Raw genomic sequence first — 22984 nt, 5'->3', positions numbered from 1 at the left:
CTATGAAATCAATATTTAAAACAACTCTTATAGCAAGTATATTAATTATATGCAGCAGTAAAGCCCAAACTACAACAGACTATATTAATTTTTATAATACTGTAGTTCCTAAGTTGAAGTCTATAACACCCGGTAAAACACAATTTTATGGACAGCCGTTTTCAATATTTTACAATGAGTTACAAAATAGAAATATAAATTTAGTAGGTTTAGTGTATGATACCAAAATAAAGCCTAGTACAAAATATCATGTTGTTTCATTATTCTTTTGTGATGCAACTATGATTAGTATTGCATCAAAAAACTCATTTCGATATCCTATTATAAATATTACATTTGAAGATGAAATACCTTCACACATTATTAGTGCAATAGAGCAGAATAATTCTCGCTGGAATACATCTCTTATTCAGCTTTTTTCAAACTTAAAGATAGAAAATATTAAATTTATTGGAATAAATGGATACGAAAGTTCAGATAGAACAATAAAATAGAAATATAAGATCGTCATTACTTGGCGGTTTTATTTTGTAAAATAAAGATATATGAAATCAATATTTTTTAAAGTCATGTTAGTTACGAATTTATTTTTAATTTGTAATTGTAAAGCACAAATAGTAAATAATTATATTAATTTTTATAATCATACTATCTCAAATCTAAACCCAATAATTTCCACTAAAAGCCAATATTATAATCTACCCTTTTCAAACTTCTATAATGAATTACAAAATAGGAATATAAACATTCAAGGATGGTTTTATGATACAAAAATATCACCAAGTACAAAATATTATGTTTTAAAATTATTTTTATCAGATTTGAATATGCTTAATATAGCTTCCGAAAACTCTTATCATGATCCTCGTATTTCTATTACTTTTAAGGATGAGATACCAAATCAGGTACAAACTTTGATGGAGCGAAATCACTCCCAATGGAATCCAGTCGTTGCGCAATTTTTTTCTGATATAAAAGTTGAAAGCATTAGATTTATTGGTGTTCGAGGCTATGATAGTACAGATTATTCTGCTAAATAGATGAAATCAACAATATTAAAAACAGTACTTTTATTAAATATATTATTTATATTTAACTGTAGAGCCCAAACTACAACAGACTATATTAATTTTTATAATACTGTAGTTCCCAAATTAAATTCCATAATACCCAATAAAACTCAATTTTATGGACAAAATTTTTCAAATTTTTATAATGAGCTTCAAAGTAAGAATATAAGTATAGTAGGATTTATTCACGATACAAAAATCAAACCTAGTACAAAATATTATGTTATTGCATTGTTTTTCTGTGACAAAGGAATGCTCAATATCGCATCAGAAAATTCATATCAATATCCATGGGCAAAAATAACATTTGTAAATGAAATACCTAATCAAATAGAAGATATGGTAAGACAATACAATGCTCAATGGAATCCAACTTTTACTCAATTTTTCGCAAATATGAAAATAGAGAAAATAGAATTTACGGGAGTAAAAGGATATAGTGTTGAGGATTATTCCGAGTAATTTGATTGTAGATCGTCATTTGATAGCGTTTTAACATCTTTTATTCAGCTCAATTAGTAAAGGCTTTTTTATTATAAGTTGCAACTTGGATTTTTTAATGCCCATAATTAAATTTAACTTGTATGAAATCGACAATGTTAAAAACAGTGCTTCTATTAAATATATTATTTATATTTAACTGTAAAGCTCAAACAACAACTGATTATATTAATTTATATAATAATCTAGTCCCAAAACTAAACTCTATAGTACCAAATAAAACTCAATTCTACGGACAAAATTTTTCTAGTTTCTATAACGAAATACAGAGTAAAAATATTAGTATAGTGGGTTGGATGCATGATACTAAAATTTCACCAAGTTCAAAATATTATGTTTTAAAATTATTTTTTTGTGATATGAATCTAATTAATATTGCAACAGATAATTCATATCAATATCCACGAGTAATAATAACATTCGAAAATGAAATACCTGGTCAAGTACAAAATTTAATGGTACAACATCATTCGACATGGAATACTAATGTGGCACAATTCTTTTCAAATATGAAAATTGAAAATATTCAATTTGTTGGTGTTAACGGTTATAATAGTTCAGATAGAACAGTAAAATAGAAAATAGGCCCCACAATATTTGATTGCTAAATACAGACATGATGAAATTAATATTCAAAATGACTCTTTTTGCAAGTATATTAATTATATGCAGCAGTAAAGCCCAAACTACAACAGACTATATCAATTTTTATAATACTGTAGTTCCTAAGTTGAAGTCTATAACACCGGGTAAAACACAATTTTATGGACAAAATTTTTTGAGCTTTTACAATGAAATGCTAAGTAAAAATATAAGCCCAGTAGGTTGGATTTATGATTCTAAAATAAAACCTAGTACAAAATATTATAAATTAACTTTATTCTTTTGTGATATGGGAATGCTAAGAATTGCTAGAGAAAACTCATTTCAACATCCATGGGTTACCATAACATTTGCAGATGAAATATCTAGTCAAGTAGAAAGTTTAATGACGCAGCAGCATTCTCAATGGAATCTAACTACCGCACAATTTTTTTCAAATATGAAAATAGAGAAAATAGAGTTTACGGGAGTGAAAGGATATAATGTTGAGGATTATTCCGAGTGATATTGAATTTAATATTGAAGTTGTTTGAACTTATTCTGGAAAAAAGAGTTCCGAGAAAATTAGCAATTTTAGATTGCAATGTAAAAGACTAACAATCTGGAATTTCATTAGCAAAGATAAAATAGAAAAATGGATTTTACCATTTAAGCAGAGGGAAAAGGGGATTTTCTAAGAAGTTTGATTTGGTAAAAATATTTCAGATCATTATGAAACGGCTTAAAACCGGTTGCCAGTGGCGGAAACTTCGTTAAAGGAGTATTATAGGGAAGAAACTACCGCAGACTTAATGTGCTTCAGAAGAAAATCAAAAGATTTTTAACAAGACTTGCATTTACTTCTTCTGCGCAAAGTATATTAATTAAATTAACTTAAGTGTTTAGAAATCTGGGATTTCCTTTGTGGTTTGCTACAGACCACCACACGAAGGGATTCGTGCGGTAGCAGGGATTGTGCAGTAGCGGTGTGTGGTACTTATTGTCTCTGTAATCTCACCCATTTTAAGTACACTTTAGAAAGTTAAAAAAAAAACACATAATTAAAGTTCATATCAGTGAAATCAAGATTTTCAAAAAACTTACGTGTACTTCTTTTACGTAAAGTAGATTACTATAATTAACTTAAGTGTTTAGAAATCTTTCGGATCTACTTTGGGATAATAGAAAAGTTTAAACTGCTTTATTATAATTTAAAACAAGAGTGACCTACATATTGGTCACTTTTTTTATTTGTACTACATTTGTGCAATGCGTTTTTTTAAGGTTATAATCATAATTGTTGTCATGCTGGTAGGAGCTTATGCTGCTTCCATGTATTATTTTGTAGATGACAGTAAGAGTTTTAAGATAGAAAAAGAGATAGATTATCCTGTAGACAAGGTATTTGCGCAGTTTAATAATCTGCAGCATTTCACCCGGTGGAATAATTTCTTCACAAGCTCCCAAAGTATGGATATTGATTATTATACTCCATATGAGGGGCAGGGGAGTTCGATCAGCTATGTAGATCCTAAAAACGATACCCAGGGAGAAATGTTTATCCGTTATGAAAACCAGAATAAAACCCTGAGATATCAGCTGTTTGAAAACAAAAATGAAAATCCAACGCTGGTGGATGTTAAATTCAAACCCGTTTCTGCAGAGAAAACAAAAATTATATGGTCCGTTCACACTCCGAAATTATCCGTCCTCAGGAGGGTTGAAAATTTCTGGACAGAAGACCGTTTTGCTGAAAATATTACAAAAAGCATGAACAGTCTCAAAAATGTTTTGGGAAATAAAGTGGAAAAAGACAACCAGATGGCTGCTATAAAGTACGACAGCCTGGTTGTTGAAAGTAAAGAATCATCACTCCTGTTGGGCATTAATGTTAGTACATCCAACAAAAAAGATGCACTGTATAAAAATATTGTGATCAATTATAATAAAATTTATAATTATACGACGATGGATCTGGGTAAAAAAGACGATGAATTCGGTTTTCCGGTCTTACTTACCGATGCGGATAATTATAAAGATAAAGAGGTATCTTATTTTCTTGGAATTCCCCTTTCCAAAAAGTTCGGCGTTACCGATAATAATTTCAGTTTCAGGACCATAAATGCATCCCGGGATTATGTGATTTATTATAAAGGAACTTACGAAGGAAGAGTAAAGGCAATACAACAATTAATCCAGAAAGCAAAGAAGGATAACATGCGTTTTAATGACATCCGTCAGACTTTCTTAGAACGTCCGATGGAAGGGCAGGAAGTCAATATGAAGCTCTCTTTATCCGTTTATCAGTAAATTGTTTACATTTATTTCTTTTATAGTTTTTTTAATAGTCTGAAACGGTTCCAACTCGGTTTTTTTTATTAAATTTGAAGTTTAATTCTACAAACAAATTTTAATAATAGATACACTGTAATAATGGACAGATTTTCATTCCTAAACGCAGCTCATTCTCAGTTAATTGAGGATTTATACCAACAGTACTTAAAATATCCGGATTCTTTGGAGCCATCATGGAAATCCTTCTTTCAGGGATTCGATTTTGCTTTGGAGAACTATGGTGATGACGAAAATATTCAATATATCCAGGCATCATCCAGTTCAGCTCCTGCAGTTCAGCAGGCAGCCCAGGCGGCAGCTAACGGCGAGGTTCCTGAGCACATCAAAAAGGAATTTAAGGTGGTAAACCTTATTGAGGCGTACAGAACGAGAGGGCATTTGTTTACCAAGACAAATCCGGTTAGAGAAAGAAGACATTATACTCCGACATTAGATATCGAAAATTTCGGTCTGGACAGATCAGATTTAAATACAAAATTTAACTGTGCCGTTGAGACTGGGATGAAAGGGCCTGCAACGCTGCAGGAATTAATTCAGCACCTGGAAAATATCTACTGTGATTCTATCGGTGTTGAGTACATTTACATCAATAACGTTGAAGAAAAGGATTTCATCAAGCAGTGGCTGCAGGTCAATGAAAACCATCCGGTCCTTTCTGCCAATGAAAAAACAGAGATCTTACTTAAATTAAATCAGGCGGTAGCTTTTGAAAATTATCTACACACAAAATTTGTCGGGCAGAAAAGATTCTCCCTGGAAGGAGGGGAAACTCTGATCCCTGCTTTAGATCAGCTGATCTCAAGATCGTCGCAGTTGGGAGTTGATGAAGTGGTTTTAGGAATGGCCCACAGAGGAAGACTGAATGTTTTGACGAATATTTTCGGAAAGTCTTATAAGCAGATTTTCTCGGAATTTGAAGGTAAGGAATTTGAAGAAGATGTATTCTCCGGCGATGTGAAATATCACTTGGGATCATCCAAAAAAATAAAGACAGCTTCGGGAGAAGAAGTTTCAATCAACCTGACACCGAATCCATCTCACCTGGAAACAGTGGCAGCCCTTGTAGAAGGAATCTGCCGTGCAAAAGTGGATGATAAGTATAAAGGAGACTATTCTAAGATCTTACCGATCGTTATTCACGGTGATGGTGCATTGGCCGGACAGGGTATTGCTTACGAAGTGGCCCAGATGATGACGCTGGAAGGATACAGGACAGGAGGTACCGTGCATATTGTTGTTAATAACCAGGTATCTTTTACCACCAACTATATGGATGCAAGGTCTTCTACGTACTGTACCGATATAGCTAAGGTTACGGAATCACCGGTAATGCACGTGAATGCTGATGATGCAGAAGCGGTAGTACATGCCATCCACTTTGCAGCCGATTTCAGAGCCAAATTCGGGAAAGATGTATACATCGACCTGTTAGGATACAGAAAATATGGTCATAACGAAGGTGATGAACCAAGATTCACGCAGCCTAACCTGTATAAATTAATTTCCAAGCATCCGAACCCAAGAGAAATTTATAAAGATAAACTGTTAAAGGACAGCATCACTTCCAACGATGTGATTGCTAAAATGGAAGCGGATTTTAAAGGTCTTTTAGATAAAGATTTTGATGCATCCAAAGAAATAGAGAAAAACGTCATGGATGTTTTCATGGCAGATGACTGGACAAACTATCCGATTGGAAAAAGAGGAGCGGTTCAGTTACCGGTAGATACAACATATGACCTGGCAAAACTGAAGGAACTGGCTGTTAAAATGTCAACACTTCCGGCAGATAAAAAGTTCATCAATAAAATCACAAGGCTTTTTGAAAACCGTCTGAAAGCGATTGAAGGAAATTCTCTGGATTGGGCTTTAGGAGAATGGCTGGCTTATGCCACTCTGCTTACTGAAGGGCACAACGTCAGAATTTCCGGAGAAGATGTAGAAAGAGGAACCTTCTCTCACAGGCATGCTGTGGTAAAAACAGAAGATACCGAAGAAGAATATATTCCTCTGAGACATATTTCTGAAACAAGATTCGATGTCTACAATTCTCACCTTTCAGAATATGGGGTTTTAGGTTTTGATTACGGATATGCTATGGCTTCTCCTAATACGCTGACGATCTGGGAAGCGCAATTCGGAGATTTCGTTAACGGAGCGCAGATTATTGTTGACCAATATTTAGCGGCTGCAGAAGAAAAGTGGAAAATCCAGGATGGTCTCGTGATGTTATTGCCACACGGATCAGAAGGTCAAGGCGCTGAACACTCATCTGCAAGACTGGAAAGATTCCTTACCCTTTGTGCCAATGAAAATATGGTGGTTGCTAATATCACTTCACCGGCCAACTATTTCCACCTGTTGAGAAGACAGTTGAAATGGTCGTTCAGAAAACCATTGATCGTGATGAGTCCGAAATCATTGTTAAGACATCCGAAAGTGGTTTCTCCATTGGAAGATTTCGCAACGGGAACATTCCAGCCGATTTTAGATGATCCGACCGCAGATGCCGGAAAAGTGGAAAAAGTAGTGCTTTGTTCGGGTAAATTATACTTTGAGTTGTTAGCTAAAAAAGAAGAGTTAAATGCTGAAAATATCGCTTTAGTCAGATTCGAACAGCTGTATCCGCTTCAGAATGATGCCATAGAGGCGATCTTTAATAAATATGAAAACAGAAAGCAGCTTATATGGGCTCAGGAAGAACCTGAAAACATGGGAGCATGGTCTTATATTTTAAGAAACTTCAGAGATACGGGAATTCAGGTGGTTGCTCCGGTACCAAGCGGTGCTCCGGCTCCGGGAAGTCACAAAATGTTTGAAAAAAATCAGAATGCGGTCATCAACAGAGTATTCGATACCAACGATTCTCCTGTAAAAAGACCTGTAACGGCTTAATTTAAAATAATAATTAATAAAAAAATAAAAAATACGATATGTCAGTTTTAGAAATGAAAGTTCCTTCGCCGGGCGAATCAATTACAGAAGTTGAAATTGCTACCTGGCTTGTAAAGGATGGTGATTACGTAGAAAAAGACCAACCGATTGCTGAAGTGGATTCAGACAAAGCTACCCTGGAATTGCCTGCTGAAGAAAGTGGAATTATTACGCTTAAAGCGGAAGAAGGTGATGTAGTACAGGTAGGTCAGGTAGTTTGTTTAATTGATAGAGATGCTGCAAAACCTGCAGGTGGCGCTGCTCCTGCTGCTGAAACTCCAAAACAGGAAGAAGCTCCAAAAGCGGCAGAACCGGTAAAGCAGGAAGCTCCAAAGCCTGCTGCTCCAACTCAGACTTATGCGACAGGTGCTCCATCTCCAGCGGCTAAAAAAATCCTCGACGAAAAAGGGATTGATGCTTCTCAGGTTTCAGGATCAGGAAGAGACGGTAGAATTTCTAAATCTGATGCCGAGCTGGCAGCGGTACCTGCAATGGGAGGAAATTCATTGACGGCTACAGGCTCAAGATCTACAACCACCACTAAACTTTCAGTTCTTAGAAGAAAAATTGCTCAGAGATTGGTTTCTGTGAAAAATGAAACTGCCATGTTGACCACATTCAACGAAGTTGACATGTCTGAGATCTTTAGACTAAGAAAACAATATAAAGAGGAATTTGCTCAGAAGCACGGTGTAGGACTTGGTTTCATGTCTTTCTTCACTAAAGCAGTTACCAGAGCATTACAGATGTATCCGGATGTTAATGCATCCATTGACGGAGATTTCAAGGTAAACTATGATTTCTGCGATATTTCAATTGCTGTTTCAGGTCCTAAAGGATTAATGGTTCCTGTACTGAGAAATGCTGAAAATATGTCTTTCAGCAGTGTGGAAGCCAATATTAAAGATCTGGCAGTTAAAGTAAGAGACGGTAAAATAACTGTTGACGAAATGACAGGTGGTACCTTCACCATTACCAACGGCGGTACTTTCGGATCTATGTTGTCTACTCCGATTATCAACCCTCCTCAGTCTGCGATCCTGGGAATGCACAACATTATCCAGAGACCGGTAGCCGTAGACGGACAGGTAGTCATTCGTCCGATGATGTATGTAGCCATGTCTTATGACCACAGAATTATCGACGGAAAAGAGTCCGTAGGGTTCCTTGTTGCGGTAAAAGAAGCTATCGACAATCCTGTTGAAATCCTAATGGGAGGAGACGAAAGAAAGGGTCTTGGCTTATAAATTTTAAGTAAATTATAATATAAATTTCTAATCTCGCCTTAAAAAGGCGAGATTTTTGTATTTATTTTAAAAATATTAAGATGATATTTTCAAAAATGACCTCAGATATCAAAGTTTCAGTAGTTCCTGAATATGATAGTAAAAACAGTTATCCGTCTGAAAACCGTTACGTTTTCAAATATAATATTACCATTGAAAATGATGGAAGTTTTCCTATAAAAATCCTCAAAAGAAAATGGTTGATCTTCGACGTCGGTTTCGGATATACGGAAATAATCGGTGATGGAGTGATCGGGCTGACTCCCGAAATCCAGGTAAATGAAAATTTCGGTTATTTTTCAAATGTTATGTTACGTTCAGGAGTAGGGAATATGAGTGGAAAATACCTTGTCAAAAACATGGAAACCGAGGAAAGTTTCGAAATAGACATACCGAAGTTTAACCTTCTGTCCGAGGTTCTGAGTAATTAATTACTCCTTTTTTTCAATATTCAAGATAAGTAAGCTGACGAGAGTTGCCTTATATCCAATAAAGATCAGAGTTTTTTTATCTTAAGCTTCATAAATTCAGAAACTTCCTCATTACTCGTCAGAAATAATTTTTCAAAAGCCAGAAGAGAAATCTTGGCGCAGGCTTCGGCATCGTCTCCTGCTCTGTGGTGATTAAACTGGATCTGGTGATACTCGGCAAGATGTTTTAGGCCATATTTAGGAAGATAGTTCCAAGATTTTTTTGCCAGCTGAATACTGCAGAGATAGTTTAAACTTGGTTTAAACATGCCGTAGTAGTCCAGACAGCCTTTTAAAACACCTGCATCAAAACTCGCGTTATGCGCAATCATAAGAGTTCCGTACATCATTTCCTGTACTTCATACCAGATCTCATCGAAAGATGGAGCATCTTTTACATCTTCCGGCTGGATACCGTGTACCGCCACATTAAATTTATTAAAATAGGGAAAACTCGGAGGCTTTATCAGCCAGGTTTTAGTTTCTACAATTCGCGAATTCTGCACAATGCATATGCCCAGCTCACATGCAGAGCTCCGGTCATGAGTGGCTGTTTCGAAATCTAATGCGCAAAAATCCATTTTAATTAATTTGTCGGGTTAAATGATCAACTTGTTTCAGAAGGGTAGGAATTCTATAGCTTCCGTGCATCATTCTGATCAGATCAGAGGCCATATCCATTTCAATTCCTGCACTTGAAATATAAAGAGGATTTGCACTCATTCCTCTTATCAGAGGTAATTTATAATGTTCTACCGTGGCAAAATTTGTTTTGGCAACTCCTATTACGGGAATTCCACCATTCAGGTAGTCATAGAGATGTTTTCCCAGTCCCGGACCCTTTTCATCATCTACGTAGACAAAACCATCAATAATAATGCATGATATTTTCTGGATCCGGGTTTTTATTTTCTCTAAAAGACTGACAATACAGGGAAGCTCTCTTTTATAAAACTGTCCGGGAATATATTCTTCGACCCCGTTTTTAATTTCAGAAAACTCGAAATCCGGACGGGCCGATTTCCAGTCTTCGAAAGCCAGGCAAATGGTATTGGCCCTGTTTCCGTCAAAATAATAAGTATCAAAAACCAGATTCATCCGTATTATAAAAAATGTTTAAAAACCAGCCATTTGGTCTGATAAAAATGGCTCTTCTGATGCTTTTGCCGAAGCTTCCATGTTCCCGGAGCCTGGGCATAAAAACTAAAATGTGCTCTCAGTACTGCCAAAAAATGCGGAAAGCCCAGTTTTAAGCCAAAATAAATCCCGGCAATACTGTCAAGGCATAATCTGAACAGTATCAGTACGATCAGTTTTGGAAAAGGTAGATTTTTCAGCATCATTGAAAAATTATTCCGGATATTCAGATAGGTTTTCTGAGCACTCTGTTTATTCAGTGTTCCGCCGCCTACATGATATACAGTAGATTTCCCGGTATAAAATATCTTTTTCCCGGTATTGATTAACCGCCAGCACAGATCAATTTCTTCCTGGTGGGCGAAAAATCTCGCATCAAAACCATTCTGTTCCCAAAAATCGTCAGAACGTATGAACAGACTGCATCCCGAAGCCCAGAAAATCTCAGTTTCATCATCGTACTGTCCCTTATCTTCCTCAACGTCATCGAAAATACGCCCTCTGCAGTACGGATAGCCTAGGTTATCCATTAGCCCGCCGGCAGCACCTGCAAATTCGAAATAATTTTTGCGGTTAAAAGACAGAATTTTAGGCTGAACCGCTGCAATAGCAGGATTCCCTTCAAATAGATCCAAAACCGGCGTAATCCAGTTTTCCGTAACTTCCACATCTGAGTTCAGCAGACAGTAGAACTCATTATTTATTTTTTTTAATCCTTCATTATAACCGCCCGCAAAACCATAATTTTTATCATTCCTGATGATTTTGACCTCAGGAAAACGACTCTGTAAAAACGCTGCTGAACCGTCGGTAGAAAAATTATCAATAACATAAATATCAGCTTCCGGAGAATATCGGATAACACTGGGTAAAAATTTCTCAAGCCAGTTTTTACCATTCCAGTTTAATATGGCAACGGCTATTTTTTTCGACATATTGATCTATTTTTTTTCAGCATCATATTTTTTTATCGAGTCCTGATATTTCCACTTTCTATGTGACCACAGATAGTTGTCAGGTCTCTTATGTAAAGTATTTTCCAGCAGCTTATGAAATTTTTTTACCACTTCATTTTCTGTGAATTTTTCCCCGTCAGGATAGATTCTGTGGTAATTCACCTGGTAAAAACCTCTTTTCACCTTCTTCATCTCACAATAAATAAAAATCAGATCCATTCTGGTGGCCAGTTTATCGTAACCGATAAAGGCAGGCGTACGCTGATTTAAGAATTGCAGGCCATAATTTACATGGGCAACATGGGGCGTCTGATCTGCAACAAACATGTAAATAGATTCTCCGTCATTTTTATTTCTGAAAATATTTAAAATAACTTCATTGGCTTCTAAAGCTTCGTTTCCGAATTTATTACGGACTTTCTTCATCTGATCTTCCCAAAAACTGCTGTTGACTTTTCTATATACCGGATGCGAGTTTTTCTGGGGCGTCAAAGTAGCCAGTGCATTCATCCATTCCCAGTTAAAAACGTGTCCTGCCATCAGAATGATATTCTTCCCTTCGTCTTTAGCCTCATGAAATAAGTCCTGATTAATGTGCTGCATTCTTACCCTGGCTTCCGTTTCACTGATGCTGAAGGATTTTATCGTTTCTACAAGATAATCCGAAAAGTTGCGATAAAACTTTTTCCGTATTTCGCCGATCTCTTTTTCAGATTTTTCCGGAAAAGAATTCTGTAAATTCTGTGTGATCACATTTTTTCTGTAACCTACGATATAATAGTTGAGAAAAAAGATGATATCTGAAAAAATATACAATATTTTCAGTGGCAGCTTGGAGATTAAATATAATATTTTGATCAGAAAATTCATAAAACACGCAAATTTACGCATAATAACATTATGGTTCTGTTTTTGCTTTGAATTAGTATTATTTTTTTATTTTTATATTATGAAAAAAATATCGTTAATCGCATTTTTGGGTTTAAGCTTTCTGGCTTTTTCCCAGAAAGTATCCAATACATCAGCAGATAAGACCAAAAGTTCAAAAGCTTTAATTACCAAAGCCGGGTCTGATGCAGAGGCCAAGAAGAGATCTGTGGAGGAGAAGGCAAAATTACCGAAACCTTATGATCCTAAAGCCGATGCAGAAGCCGATCTTACCAAATTGATCGCTCAGGCAAAAGAGGAAGGCAAAAATATTATAATCCAGGCAGGGGGAAACTGGTGTATCTGGTGCCTCAGATTCAACCAGTATGTGCAGACCACTCCTGAACTGAAAGGAATTGTAGACGCCAATTATCTGTACTATCATCTGAATTACTCTCCTGATAACAAAAATGAAAAGGTTTTCGCTCAATATGGAAATCCGGGTGAAAAATTCGGATATCCTGTTTTTATTGTATTAGATAAAGACGGAAATATGATTCATATACAGAGAAGTGATGTTTTGGAAGAAGGGAAAGGATACAGCTTCGAAAAAGTGAAAAATTTCTTCAACGAATGGACTCCAAAGTCATAAAAATAAACCGGGAATATCCCGGTTTTATTATTTAAGGCAGCTTTCTTTATTTTATTAATTTCCTGCTTCTGTAGGGTAGCCCAAACTTTCTTGATTCCCATAGTTTAGACTACAGCAAGTTTTTTTAAAATTACATAATATTTCTCACCGCAATTTTTACCGGATGATATAACAGAATAACGAAAGCCGTTATTAATGCCAGCCAGAATAATCCCGTAAAAATTTCCATATTGGACAGGAGTATCGCCTGTGCATTAATTTTCGACTTGAAAGCTGCGGCGGTCATGGACAGAGATTCATTGACAGGAAGTCTGGTCATGTTTGTTCCGAACAGCTCATTCCATTTTGAGTAAAATAAAGGATTGGTATCCAGCAATGTTGAGCTTAATGCGTCCGAATGTTTTAACGTTAAAAATAACATCAGGTTTTGCATCAAGGCATATCCGATCGCTGTCGTCCAGAATCTGGTGGCCGTTCCTACTGCCGTAGCATTGGAAACATATTGTTCGGGTGTTCCTGCAATTAAAAAGAAAACCAAAGGGGTAAAAAGCAGTCCCTGCCCGACGCCCTGAAGAAATAAAGGCGGACAAATCGTGCTCAGGGTTGTGTCAGGATAAAAAGTATAAGTAAACCATGCACAGTCAATCGCCAAAATGAGAAATCCCGTGAAGAATACCAACCTTGAAGACGCTCCTTTTGTGATACATATTGCAGAAAGGAAAACACCCAGAATGCTTCCCGCAACATTCCAGTACTGGATTTCAACAATGTAGTCCCACGGCCATTTCCAGACGGTTGTCATCACACTGTATACATTATTGATCGATGATCTCAGAATGTAGAAAATAAAAAAAAGAATAATCCCTGCAATCAGGTTTTTAGAGCTGAATACTTCAAAATGAAAAAACGGACGCTGTTGATTTCTCTGTTTTAGCATAAATAATCCTCCAAAAATCAGGAATATCAGAAAACATCCCACAATGATGTCAGATTCGAACCACATCATTCTCTTTCCGTAAATCAACGCGTATCCGCCGGCCTGAAGGCAGATCCAGAGCAGAAACCAGCTTGTAATATCAAGCTGATACAGTGGCTTTTTAGGGAAAAATCTGTTTTTATTAAAAATGGCAAAGGCAATCATCAAAACAAAGACGTGGAAATAGACCATCATTAAAATCATATGTTTAAAATCGTAATCTTCAATGCTGGATTTCATCAGGGAAGTCGTTAATGTGCCCCCGGTGAGAATGATGGTGTACATGAAGGTGTAAGCAATTTCTTTGGCGTGTTTTGTCCTGAGCTCCGCAATGATGAGCGGTAGAAAAATAGCTCCTTCCATCACTCCGAAAATACCTTCCAGAAAGCGGATAACCAGAATAATATGATAATCATTGGTTACCGAAAGCCCGTAAAGAATGAGAATGGAAACGGAAGACATTAACAGTGTATAATATTTTACGCTGAAATAGGCCATAAACCGCTGGATTACTAAGAGGGTAACTACAAATGTCCCGTACATCAAAATCATTAAATACTGGATATCATCTGAGTCTACATCCATAAAAGAAGAGGTGAAGGCGCTGTTCGAGTGTAAGATCGACAAGAGCATCAGGTGGGGAAACAGCGCTACGATCAGAAGCGGAAGTTTCAGCCATTGAGGCACCCATTTGTGATAAATAGTATTATGTTGCATAAGGAGTATACATAAATATAAATAAAAAACGTACTGATCGCATTGAGTCCGTTCCAGGCAAATAATTGCCAGGCGATTTTTAGTAATGAAAATGCGAAAAGACAAAAGGCAATGGGTAAAAAAGTAAAAGATAAAATGGCAAAATTGCTGTTCTGCCTTTTCGCTAAAAATATAATTTAATTGGTTGATTAAATTTGAGAATGAGGGATTGAAAGTTAAATCGATGACCATGTATCTAACTACTACAGAAAACGCTCAAACCCTCTCACGCTCAAACTTTATATTTTCTTTGCACTCACCAGAACATTCATTCCGGAAAGCAGTTTATCGTTGTTCTGATTGTGATCAAGAATAATCTTTACGGGAAATCTCTGTTCGATTTTTACAAAATTTCCCGTTGCATTGTCTGGTTTTATTAATGAGAACTGCGATCCGGAGGCTGGAGAAACCGATACGATTCTTCCTTTAAACTCTATATCGGGATAAGCGTCGGCTGTTATTATGACCTCCTTATTCCGGTCAATCTGTCCCAGTTGGGTTTCTTTGTAATTAGCGATGATCCATTTTTCTTGGCTGACCATCTGAACCAGGGCCTGACCTTCTTTAATCAGCTGACCTTCCTGAATCGTCTTTTTGCCTACCCAACCGTCATAAGGGGCGGTGACTACGGTATACGAAAGAAAAAGTTTAGCATTATTTAAACTTGCCGAGCTTTGCTGAATCTGGCTTTTTACAGGAGCTACTTTTGTTTCCTGCTCATCTACGCTGGCACGGACCGCATTTTTCTGCTGTTCTAAAGCTAAAAGGTTTGCTTTTGCCTGTTCGTACGATGCCTTTACATTTTCAAACTGCTGTTCGGTTGCGGCATCTTCTGAAACCAGGTTTTTATATCGTTTAAAATCCTGTTCGGTTTTCCATATATCAATTTTGGCAGAAGCGATTTTTGCATCAATGATTTTGGTATCGCTTGCCTTTGTACTGACGCCGCTTTCGATCGTGGTAATGTTGTCGGCATTAGCGTGAAGACCGGCTTCAGCCATTTTCACCTGGTTAACGAATTCACGGTTATCAATCACAATCAGGGTATCCCCTTTATGAACAAACTGGTTTTCGTTAAACTTAATTATTTTAATGAAACCTGAAACTTTACTGGAAACAGGGGTAATGTACTGCTCGATTTGTGCATCATTTGTCGTTACATTTTTCTCGAAAAAAGATAAAAGCTGACCATCCCTGTCATTCCGCTGATAATGAGGATCCAGGCGAATACAGTAATGGTTTTGTTGATCCTTTTTTCCTTTCGTGTCAGTTGCTTTCGTGCCATAGTTTTTAAAGGTTTCCAATCGTGTATTGGAGTTGATAATATTTAAGTTGTCGGTTAATTTTTACGGAAATGAGATTAGACTGAGCTTCCAGATATGCATTATCAGCATCAATTAATTCTGTAATTAAGCTTAATTTATTCGCATATTTTGTTTTGACGATACGGTAATTTTCCTTCGCCTGGATAATCGCTTCTTCTGCTATTTTCACTTTCTGATCGGTCTCTTCAAACTTTTTGTACGCTTCATAGACTTTATGCCTGATGTTTTCTTCATTTTCACCGATCTGCAGTTTAGCGAGGTCAATGTTTTCCTTAGCCTCTTGCACTTTATATTTACTTTTATAAAGATTTCCGATAGGATAGGTAAGATTTACCCCGATCATTCCCAAACGGTAAGCATATGGCTCCGGAGGGAAAAACATCATATTCGGATATTTTAAAAAATATTCTCCTCCCGCTGTAATTTCCGGAAGGTAGTCCGCTTTTGTGATCTTTTGATCCAGTTTCTTAAGAGACAGGTTTTTCGTTGCCATTTCAACAGATTCATTTTTATGAAGAGCAGTTTCCGTTAATTCATTAATATAAGGGATGTCCGCATTTTCCGAGATCAGATCTGCTGTATCCACATGCATTTCCTGACTTTCGGGAAGCGAAAGGAGCGTCTTTAACTGATGTTCGGCAATCTGTATATCATTATCGAGTTCGGTCCAGCTCATTTTATGATTCGAAAGCTGTAAAGAGGTTCTCAGGACTTCATTTACGGTAACAACACCATTGGCTTTCAGGGATTTCACTTGTTTGATATTAACGGAATCCTCTCTCATCTTATCGTTAATCAGGCTTTGCTGTTCTTTTAAATGATGGATCTGAAGAAAGGCGGTGATGATTTCCATTGTCAGTTGCCTTTCGTCCCAATGGGTTTTCAATAAAGAAATTTCTGTATCAATGGCCGCTTTCTTTTCATTATTTTTAATCCTTCCGCCCATATACAGAGGAACCGATGCTGAAAGGGTAAAATCATACATGCCGTTGATCACATCATATTTTGTTGCTTTACCGAATACGCCGTTTTCATGCTGAAAAAGATTGGAAACCTGGTGATAGCTTGTATGGAATTCTATGTCCGGAAGTTTTTCCATCTGAAGATCCTTTTCTTTGGTTTCGGACATTTTATGGTTCAGATGACTGATCTGAATTTTTTTATTGTTTTTTAATCCCACTTCTACGGCCTGCTGCAGGCTGAGCTGGTGAAAATCTATCATCTGTGAGTGTAGAAAGTTACTTATCAGTAATAAGCACAACGCAATCCGGTGATATCGGGATACGTTAAATGTCATTTTCATAAATTTATTGAAGGTTTTTTGCTGAATTGATTTCGATGGGGCAAAGTTACGATGCCCGTACAGGGACACGATTTGTGAAAACAGAAAAAGATTTGCTCATTTACGCCAGATCGAAATTTTCTCTATATCTTTATTCTATGAATGACAGTCATTTTGGAGCCGTTGAAGAAACTGACGCTGAGTTTTATATTTACCACGTTCTGACGGGAAGTGTTAAAACGGAGATTCATCATCACAGTTCTGCACAGTTAGTGTACGCAGAAGGAGGTATTGTGCATATTTTTACGGATTCAAAGCACTGGTATCTGCCGGCCAGATGTTTTATGTGGATTCCTGCAGGCACTCCGCATTATATTTTTTCCACGAGTCCGAAAGTAGATCTTTATAATTTTTATTTTAAAAAAGAAGAAGGCGAAAATGGCTTTTATGATGAAATCAATATCTATTCGGTCAGCCATCTACTGAGGGAGATGATTTTATACACAAAAGAATGGGATGGTAAAATAACAAAAAATGATGCGCCTCAATATTATTTTCTTAAAGCACTGAAAGGTATTTTACCCGAAAAGAGGGATAAACAGCTTGCGTTCCCGGTTCAGCATCCTTTTCCCAGTGATGAAACGCTTTTAAAGATTGCACAGTACATCCATGCTAACCTGGAAAAGCATTTAAGCATAGAATCTACGGCAAAGGAGTTTGGGATGAGTACAAGAACCCTTTCGAGAAAATTTAAGGAAATTTTGGGGATGAATTATGTTCGTTTTTTGCGGGCATTAAGAATTACAAGATCATTGGAACTGATGATTGAAGGAAAGTATAATATGTATGAAATTGCGATGATGGTAGGGTACAACAGCCTTTCATCATTCAGCAATATCTTTAAAAAGGTTATCGGGATTCCGCCTACGGAATATCAGCAGAAACTAAAAGGAAACGCTTAAGGCTGAGCGCTGAAGAATTCTACTGTTCAATATTTGATGCTATTGCCAGAAGCGAATGACAAAACAGTCTCAAGCTTTGGGTGAAAATTGAAATTTTCTTTTAAACGGTGACTGGAGTTGCTTTTATAAATACCCATAAAAAAACCACTTCGAGCGAAGTGGTTTATATATTTAAGAAATTTCTTAAAATCTTAAGCTTCTTCAGAAGGAGTTTCTTCTACTTTAGCTACTGGTTTAGGAGCAGCTGGTTTAGGAGCTTCTACCGGTGCGTCAGATACGATGTCGAACTCAAAGTTGTATTCAACATTTCTGTGTAATCTGATGTTAGCCGTAACTTTACCTGTTCTTTTGATCGTGTTTCCAGGAATTTTGATATATTTCTTCTCTACAGAAACTCCGGCTTTCGCTAGAGCAGCAGAAAGATCTGCATTGTTGATAGATCCGAATAGTTTATCTCCTGAACCTACTTTTGCAGGAATAGTGATAGAAGTCTTCTTCAACTGATCTACTACCGCGTTAGCAGCAGCGATTAATTTTGCTTCTTCTTCTTTTCTTGATTCCAGGGTAGCTTCTAAAGCGGCTACGTTTTTAGGAGTTGCTAAAAGTGCATATCCCTGAGGAATTAAGAAGTTTCTTGCGTAACCAGGTTTTACGTTTACCGTGTCGAATTCAAGACCTAAGTTTTCTACGTCTTTTTTTAGAATAATGTTCATTGTTGTTGTCCGTTTTTTAGTTTTAGAGAAAAGAACAAAGAAAAAAGAAGAAAGACGGATGTCTTAAAAATTATTTCTTTTCTTCAATCTAAAAATCGTTAGAATTAATTATTTATTCAGCAACTTAAAAAGAGAAAAAGACCGGAGTCTTTTCTCTTTTCTCTTGTTTCTTTATTTTGTCTTATTTTAACAAGTCAGCTACGTACGGCATCAAAGCAAGGTGTCTTGCTCTTTTGATCGCTGCAGAAACTTTTCTTTGGTATTTCAAAGAAGTTCCTGTGTATCTTCTTGGTAAAATTTTACCTTGTTCGTTTACAAACTGTAATAAGAAATCAGCATCTTTGTAATCAACGTGCTTAATTCCGAATTTTTTGAATCTACAATATTTCTTTTCAGATTTTGTATTGATATCAAGCGGAGTAAGAAACTTTACTTCTGATTCTCCTCCAGCTGAGGCTTGTTTAGCCATATCATCTATTGCCATGTCTTTGTCTTTTTTAAAATTGGGTTAATATTAAGCCTTAGCTGTCTTTACTTTAGTTCTTCTGGTGATCGCATAATCAATAGCATGCTTGTCCAGTTTTGTAGTCAGGTAACGGATTACTCTCTCGTCACGTTTGAATGCTAATTCCAGATCAGCAACTACAGTTCCTTCACCTTTAAACTCGATTAAAGTGTAGAATCCGTTCTTTTTTAATTGAATCGGATAAGCCAGCTTTTTCAGTCCCCAGTTTTCTCTAGCAACGATTTCGCAGTTCTTTTCTTTGATAAGATCTACATACTTGTTCACTGCTTCCTCCACCTGAGATTCAGATAGAACGGGAGTTAAAATGAAAACAGTTTCGTAATTGTTCATAATGTTAAATGAATTTGTTAATTATTTCGAGGTGCAAAAGTAGAGAATATATTTGTAATATACAATATGGAAGCTAATATTTATAAAAATTATTAGCGGTTTGCGAAGGTCAGAATCGGTTTCTATCCATGAATCCTGCGAACCGCTAAGCGTTACGGCTCCTTTCTTATTTCCGAAAGAAAATTTACCTTAATAACATCATACAGAGAATGCCTGCTGACCAGAATAGAAACAATGGAAGAAACCATTCCAGCCAACATTAAGTGGAAGATCAGCGAGTGCCTGTCTGTCATTTCCAGAACGATAATAGCAGAGGTAAAAGGCGCTCTGGTTATTCCTGTGAGAAAAGCCACCATTCCGGCTAGGATCACCACATTGGTTTCATTCGGGGTGAGGCTGATGGCTCCTGAAATTACAGATCCGATACTGGCGCCGGCCGTAAGTGCGGGTGCAAAAATACCTCCCGCGCCACCGGAAGTGAAGGATAGGGCAGGTCCCAGCATCCTGAGAAGGGGAACATACCAGGGTTCATGTTTGTCCTTTGTAAAGAGAACCCGCTCCATAATTTCCTTCCCCGAACCCAAAATTTCCTGATTAATAAAAAAGGCAATAGATGCTATAATAAGAGCACAAACTACCAGAAATGCCACATTTGCCCTGTCTGTTTTCAGCTTTCTCTTTTTCCAGTTGTTCATTCTGAGCATCGTAACGGATAGCTGACTCGCTAAAATACCGGCAATACCGCTCACCAGGATAATGGGGAACATCACCATTAATGATACCTCATTTGTTTTTGGATAACCCAGGTATAAATACGAACCTGCTAAAGTCTGAGCGGTTAATCCTGCGATGATCACTGCGGTGAATAGAGCGGTTTTGAAATAGTTGATATGGGTTTTCGAAAGTTCCTCTACAGCAAATACGATTCCGCCGAGAGGTGTATTGAAAGCTGCGGCAAGGCCTGCTGCCGCCCCCGTCATAATCATATTCTTCTTGGATATTTTCGGCCACCATTCGGGAAGGTATTCGTTAACTTTTCTGAAAACAGAGCCTGCAATCTGAATAGTAGGACCTTCACGGCCTACGGCTCCTCCGCCAATGACCAGAATGACGGAAGAAAGCATTTTAAAAACAATGATCTTTACACTTAATAAACTTCTTATTTTTCTATGTTCTTTGGGATTAGCAAGCTCAACAGCAGCCATGACCTGAGGGATGCCACTCCCTTTAGCATTGGGTGCAAATTCTTTCACCAGCCACCACGACAAGACAAAACCAATCGGAGCAATAACGAAAATCATCCATGAATGCCAGTTCATTATTAAATGCAGAAGACCTTCACCCCACGCAAATATTTTAGCATACAAAACAGCCAAAAAACCAGTAATTACAGATCCGATCCAAAAGGGAATCGCCTGAAGAAGATTGTTCTTCAGCTGTTCGTTCCGGATGTTGTCGAAGGATTTTTTGAGACTTTTTCGTAGGAGAATGAATATTTTCAGCATTTGTTAATTTTGAAATGTGAAAATACGGAAATTTTGCGTCTTTATATTTTCAGTAATATTTTAAATAATTAAATCCGCATCTGCAGTTTGTCTTAAATTTGATATTAATCAATCAACAATTCGGAAAAGAGTATCATGTGATTGGATGTAATTAACCTGTTTTATTAATTAAAATTTGATCTCTTTGAAATGAATAAAGGATAGTTGAAAAATTTAAGAATAACCGGACAAATGTATGTTACGAAGTAATAGCGAGACGTGAAAATAGCAGAAGACTATTGAATGTTCTTTTAGGTTGTGCTTCTCTTTATTTATGAAGATTTTTTTCGATCCGGATGGTATCTGCGGCAGGAGCTTAATATTAATTTTAAACACAAAAAAAACCTCCGAAGAAAATCGAAGGTCTATATTTTAAAAATGTTCCGACAAGCTCATCATGATTATTTAAATCATTTAACTTATCATTCCTCATTTACAATTAAATTTCCGTGTTCAGGTCCCAGTTTTCAAGGTAGTCATGAACATGTTTCAGCATCATTCCACCCAGAGATCCGTCTACCACTCTGTGATCGTAAGAGTGAGACATGAACATCAGCTGACGGATGGCGATTACATCACCATCTTTAGTTTCAAGAACTGCAGGTTTTTTTACAATGGCTCCGATGGCCATGATGGCTACCTGAGGTTGAGGAATAATCGGCGTTCCCATAAGGTTTCCGAAGCTTCCCACGTTAGAAATCGTATAAGTCGCACCCTGAGTATCTTCTGGTCTTAATTTTTTATTTCTTGCTCTGTAAGCCAAATCATTAATGGCTTTCGCTAAACCTGAAAGCGATAGCTGATCTGCATTTTTGATTACCGGAACGATAAGGTTTCCGTCTGGTAAAGCAGTGGCCATACCGATGTTGATGTTCTTCTTTTTAATGATATGATCACCGTTGATAGAAACATTGATCATCGGAAAATCCTGAATCGCTTTTACGATCGCTTTTACAAAAATCGGCATGAAAGTAAGTTTCTCACCTTCACGCTTTTCGAACATATCTTTGTTTTTAGCTCTCCATTTTACAACATTGGTCACATCTGTTTCGATGAAAGAAGTCACATGAGGAGCAATCTGTTTTGCTTTCACCATATTTTCAGCGATGATTTTTCTCATTCTGTCCATAGGAATGATTTCATCACCTGCAGCAGCTGTTATGGTAGCAGCAGGAGCGGAAGCAGCAACGGCCTTCGGAGGTGATGATACCTCTTGTGTCGGAGCAGCCTGTGGCGCCGGCTGGTTTCCTCTGTTCTTAACGTAAGCTAATATATCTTCTTTTGTAATTCTTCCTTCTAAACCGCTTCCTTTAATTGTCTTAAGTTCAGTTTCAGAAATATTTTCCTGTTGGGCAATTGATTTTACCAGTGGAGAAAGGTAAAGATCTCCTGAAAACTCTGTTGATGCAGGGGTCTGAAGTGGCTGCTCAATAGTTTTAATGGTTTCAGGATCCGGAACTGCAGGCGTCTCAGGTGTTGTCTGTTCTTCAGCTGTGTTTCCGCCATCTCCTTCAATTTCTAAAATAGCAATGGCTTCACCCACTTTTGCAACCTCGTCCTTCTGTTTCAGAATCTTGACGATTTTTCCCGAAACCGGTGTGGGAACGTCCGAATCCACCTTATCTGTTGCAATTTCAACTACGGAATCATCTTCTTTTACATTATCGCCTTCGTTGAACAACCAAGTGATAATCGTCGCTTCCATAACACCTTCTCCCATGGAAGGAAGCAATAATTTGTATTCTGCCATTTTTAATTTT

24 protein-coding genes are annotated in these 22984 nt (G+C 37.0%); 12 read left to right on the top strand and 12 right to left on the bottom strand.

The window, feature by feature from the left end; translation table 11 throughout:
• The first annotated feature begins 2 nt into the window (after positions 1 to 2).
• The 9 genes from ODZ84_RS03215 to apaG all read left to right on the top strand — a co-directional run bounded on the left by ODZ84_RS03215 (position 3) and on the right by apaG (position 9159).
• Positions 3 to 494 (top strand): hypothetical protein, encoded by a 492-nt coding sequence (locus tag ODZ84_RS03215; RefSeq protein WP_266175570.1) that lies wholly within the window; start codon positions 3 to 5, stop codon positions 492 to 494.
• A 51-nt stretch (positions 495 to 545) separates the two neighbouring features.
• Positions 546 to 1040, top strand: coding sequence for a hypothetical protein (locus tag ODZ84_RS03210; RefSeq protein ID WP_266175569.1), 495 nt, complete (start codon positions 546 to 548; stop codon positions 1038 to 1040).
• Complete coding sequence (locus ODZ84_RS03205) at positions 1041 to 1532, top strand: hypothetical protein (RefSeq protein ID WP_266175568.1); 492 nt, start codon at positions 1041 to 1043, stop codon at positions 1530 to 1532.
• Between the two features lie 122 nt (positions 1533 to 1654).
• Positions 1655 to 2149: a hypothetical protein gene (locus ODZ84_RS03200; protein WP_266175567.1), complete on the top strand. Its 495-nt coding sequence runs from the start codon at positions 1655 to 1657 to the stop codon at positions 2147 to 2149.
• A gap of 38 nt (positions 2150 to 2187) precedes the next feature.
• Positions 2188 to 2679 carry a hypothetical protein gene (locus ODZ84_RS03195; protein ID WP_266175566.1) on the top strand — a complete coding sequence of 164 codons (492 nt, stop codon included), beginning with the start codon at positions 2188 to 2190 and terminating at the stop codon, positions 2677 to 2679.
• A 779-nt stretch (positions 2680 to 3458) separates the two neighbouring features.
• The gene (locus tag ODZ84_RS03190) at positions 3459 to 4463 is read left to right on the top strand and encodes an SRPBCC domain-containing protein (RefSeq protein WP_266175565.1); all 1005 of its coding nucleotides are present in this window, start codon (positions 3459 to 3461) and stop codon (positions 4461 to 4463) included.
• 123 nt (positions 4464 to 4586) lie between these two features.
• Positions 4587 to 7403, top strand: coding sequence for a 2-oxoglutarate dehydrogenase E1 component (locus tag ODZ84_RS03185; protein ID WP_266175564.1), 2817 nt, complete (start codon positions 4587 to 4589; stop codon positions 7401 to 7403).
• 38 nt (positions 7404 to 7441) lie between these two features.
• Positions 7442 to 8689 carry a 2-oxoglutarate dehydrogenase complex dihydrolipoyllysine-residue succinyltransferase gene (gene odhB / locus ODZ84_RS03180; RefSeq protein WP_266175563.1) on the top strand — a complete coding sequence of 416 codons (1248 nt, stop codon included), beginning with the start codon at positions 7442 to 7444 and terminating at the stop codon, positions 8687 to 8689.
• Positions 8690 to 8769: 80 nt separating this feature from the next.
• The gene (gene apaG / locus ODZ84_RS03175; RefSeq protein ID WP_266175562.1) at positions 8770 to 9159 is read left to right on the top strand and encodes a Co2+/Mg2+ efflux protein ApaG; all 390 of its coding nucleotides are present in this window, start codon (positions 8770 to 8772) and stop codon (positions 9157 to 9159) included.
• A gap of 65 nt (positions 9160 to 9224) precedes the next feature.
• Here the strand turns inward: apaG and ODZ84_RS03170 are convergent, their stop codons facing one another.
• From ODZ84_RS03170 to ODZ84_RS03155, 4 genes are read right to left on the bottom strand one after another with little or no spacing between them, the layout of a single operon-like run.
• Positions 9225 to 9779, bottom strand: coding sequence for a 3'-5' exonuclease (locus ODZ84_RS03170; protein ID WP_266175561.1), 555 nt, complete (start codon positions 9777 to 9779; stop codon positions 9225 to 9227).
• Position 9780: 1 nt separating this feature from the next.
• Complete coding sequence (locus ODZ84_RS03165) at positions 9781 to 10296, bottom strand: endonuclease V (protein WP_266175560.1); 516 nt, start codon at positions 10294 to 10296, stop codon at positions 9781 to 9783.
• A 5-nt stretch (positions 10297 to 10301) separates the two neighbouring features.
• A complete protein-coding gene (locus ODZ84_RS03160) occupies positions 10302 to 11270 on the bottom strand; it encodes a glycosyltransferase family 2 protein (RefSeq protein ID WP_266175559.1) in 969 nt (322 codons plus the stop codon).
• A 6-nt stretch (positions 11271 to 11276) separates the two neighbouring features.
• On the bottom strand, positions 11277 to 12161 hold the full coding sequence (locus ODZ84_RS03155; protein WP_266175558.1) for a lysophospholipid acyltransferase family protein: 885 nt from the start codon (positions 12159 to 12161) through the stop codon (positions 11277 to 11279).
• A gap of 79 nt (positions 12162 to 12240) precedes the next feature.
• Here ODZ84_RS03155 and ODZ84_RS03150 point away from each other — a divergent pair, with 79 nt between their 5' ends.
• Complete coding sequence (locus ODZ84_RS03150; protein WP_266175557.1) at positions 12241 to 12810, top strand: thioredoxin family protein; 570 nt, start codon at positions 12241 to 12243, stop codon at positions 12808 to 12810.
• Positions 12811 to 12940: 130 nt separating this feature from the next.
• Here ODZ84_RS03150 and ODZ84_RS03145 read toward each other — a convergent pair whose 3' ends face one another.
• The 3 genes from ODZ84_RS03145 to ODZ84_RS03135 all read right to left on the bottom strand — a co-directional run bounded on the left by ODZ84_RS03145 (position 12941) and on the right by ODZ84_RS03135 (position 17089).
• Positions 12941 to 14503, bottom strand: a complete 1563-nt coding sequence (locus ODZ84_RS03145; protein ID WP_266175556.1) for an MFS transporter — start codon at positions 14501 to 14503, stop codon at positions 12941 to 12943.
• Between the two features lie 278 nt (positions 14504 to 14781).
• Positions 14782 to 15846 (bottom strand): HlyD family secretion protein, encoded by a 1065-nt coding sequence (locus ODZ84_RS03140; protein WP_266175555.1) that lies wholly within the window; start codon positions 15844 to 15846, stop codon positions 14782 to 14784.
• Complete coding sequence (locus ODZ84_RS03135; RefSeq protein WP_266175554.1) at positions 15833 to 17089, bottom strand: TolC family protein; 1257 nt, start codon at positions 17087 to 17089, stop codon at positions 15833 to 15835. The genes ODZ84_RS03140 and ODZ84_RS03135 overlap by 14 nt, the downstream gene beginning before the upstream one ends.
• Positions 17090 to 17205: 116 nt before the next feature.
• On the opposite strand from ODZ84_RS03135, the gene ODZ84_RS03130 reads away from it, so the two are divergent.
• Positions 17206 to 18111: a helix-turn-helix domain-containing protein gene (locus ODZ84_RS03130; protein WP_266175553.1), complete on the top strand. Its 906-nt coding sequence runs from the start codon at positions 17206 to 17208 to the stop codon at positions 18109 to 18111.
• A 191-nt stretch (positions 18112 to 18302) separates the two neighbouring features.
• Here the strand turns inward: ODZ84_RS03130 and rplI are convergent, their stop codons facing one another.
• Positions 18303 to 18824, bottom strand: coding sequence for a 50S ribosomal protein L9 (gene rplI, locus ODZ84_RS03125; RefSeq protein WP_266175552.1), 522 nt, complete (start codon positions 18822 to 18824; stop codon positions 18303 to 18305).
• A 114-nt stretch (positions 18825 to 18938) separates the two neighbouring features.
• Between rplI and ODZ84_RS23585 the strand changes: the two genes are divergently transcribed.
• Entirely contained in the window at positions 18939 to 19061 is a 123-nt protein-coding gene (locus ODZ84_RS23585; protein WP_408612426.1) for a hypothetical protein, read from the top strand.
• On the opposite strand, the gene rpsR is transcribed toward ODZ84_RS23585, so the two are convergent.
• From rpsR to ODZ84_RS03105, 4 genes are all read right to left on the bottom strand, one after another.
• Positions 19006 to 19308, bottom strand: a complete 303-nt coding sequence (rpsR, locus tag ODZ84_RS03120) for a 30S ribosomal protein S18 (protein WP_027382072.1) — start codon at positions 19306 to 19308, stop codon at positions 19006 to 19008. The two genes, ODZ84_RS23585 and rpsR, sit on opposite strands and share 56 nt — an antisense overlap.
• A gap of 30 nt (positions 19309 to 19338) precedes the next feature.
• Positions 19339 to 19680, bottom strand: a complete 342-nt coding sequence (gene rpsF / locus ODZ84_RS03115) for a 30S ribosomal protein S6 (RefSeq protein ID WP_266175551.1) — start codon at positions 19678 to 19680, stop codon at positions 19339 to 19341.
• A 152-nt stretch (positions 19681 to 19832) separates the two neighbouring features.
• Positions 19833 to 21185 carry a chloride channel protein gene (locus tag ODZ84_RS03110; protein WP_266175550.1) on the bottom strand — a complete coding sequence of 451 codons (1353 nt, stop codon included), beginning with the start codon at positions 21183 to 21185 and terminating at the stop codon, positions 19833 to 19835.
• A 478-nt stretch (positions 21186 to 21663) separates the two neighbouring features.
• Positions 21664 to 22974, bottom strand: a complete 1311-nt coding sequence (locus ODZ84_RS03105) for a dihydrolipoamide acetyltransferase family protein (RefSeq protein WP_266175549.1) — start codon at positions 22972 to 22974, stop codon at positions 21664 to 21666.
• Between the last annotated feature and the right edge of the window lie 10 nt (positions 22975 to 22984).

The organism is Chryseobacterium fluminis (genome assembly GCF_026314945.1).
Classification (GTDB): Bacteria; Bacteroidota; Bacteroidia; order Flavobacteriales; family Weeksellaceae; genus Chryseobacterium; species Chryseobacterium fluminis.
The sequence above is the reverse complement of the archived record's forward strand: the minus strand, read 5'-3'. Positions and strand labels throughout refer to the sequence as shown.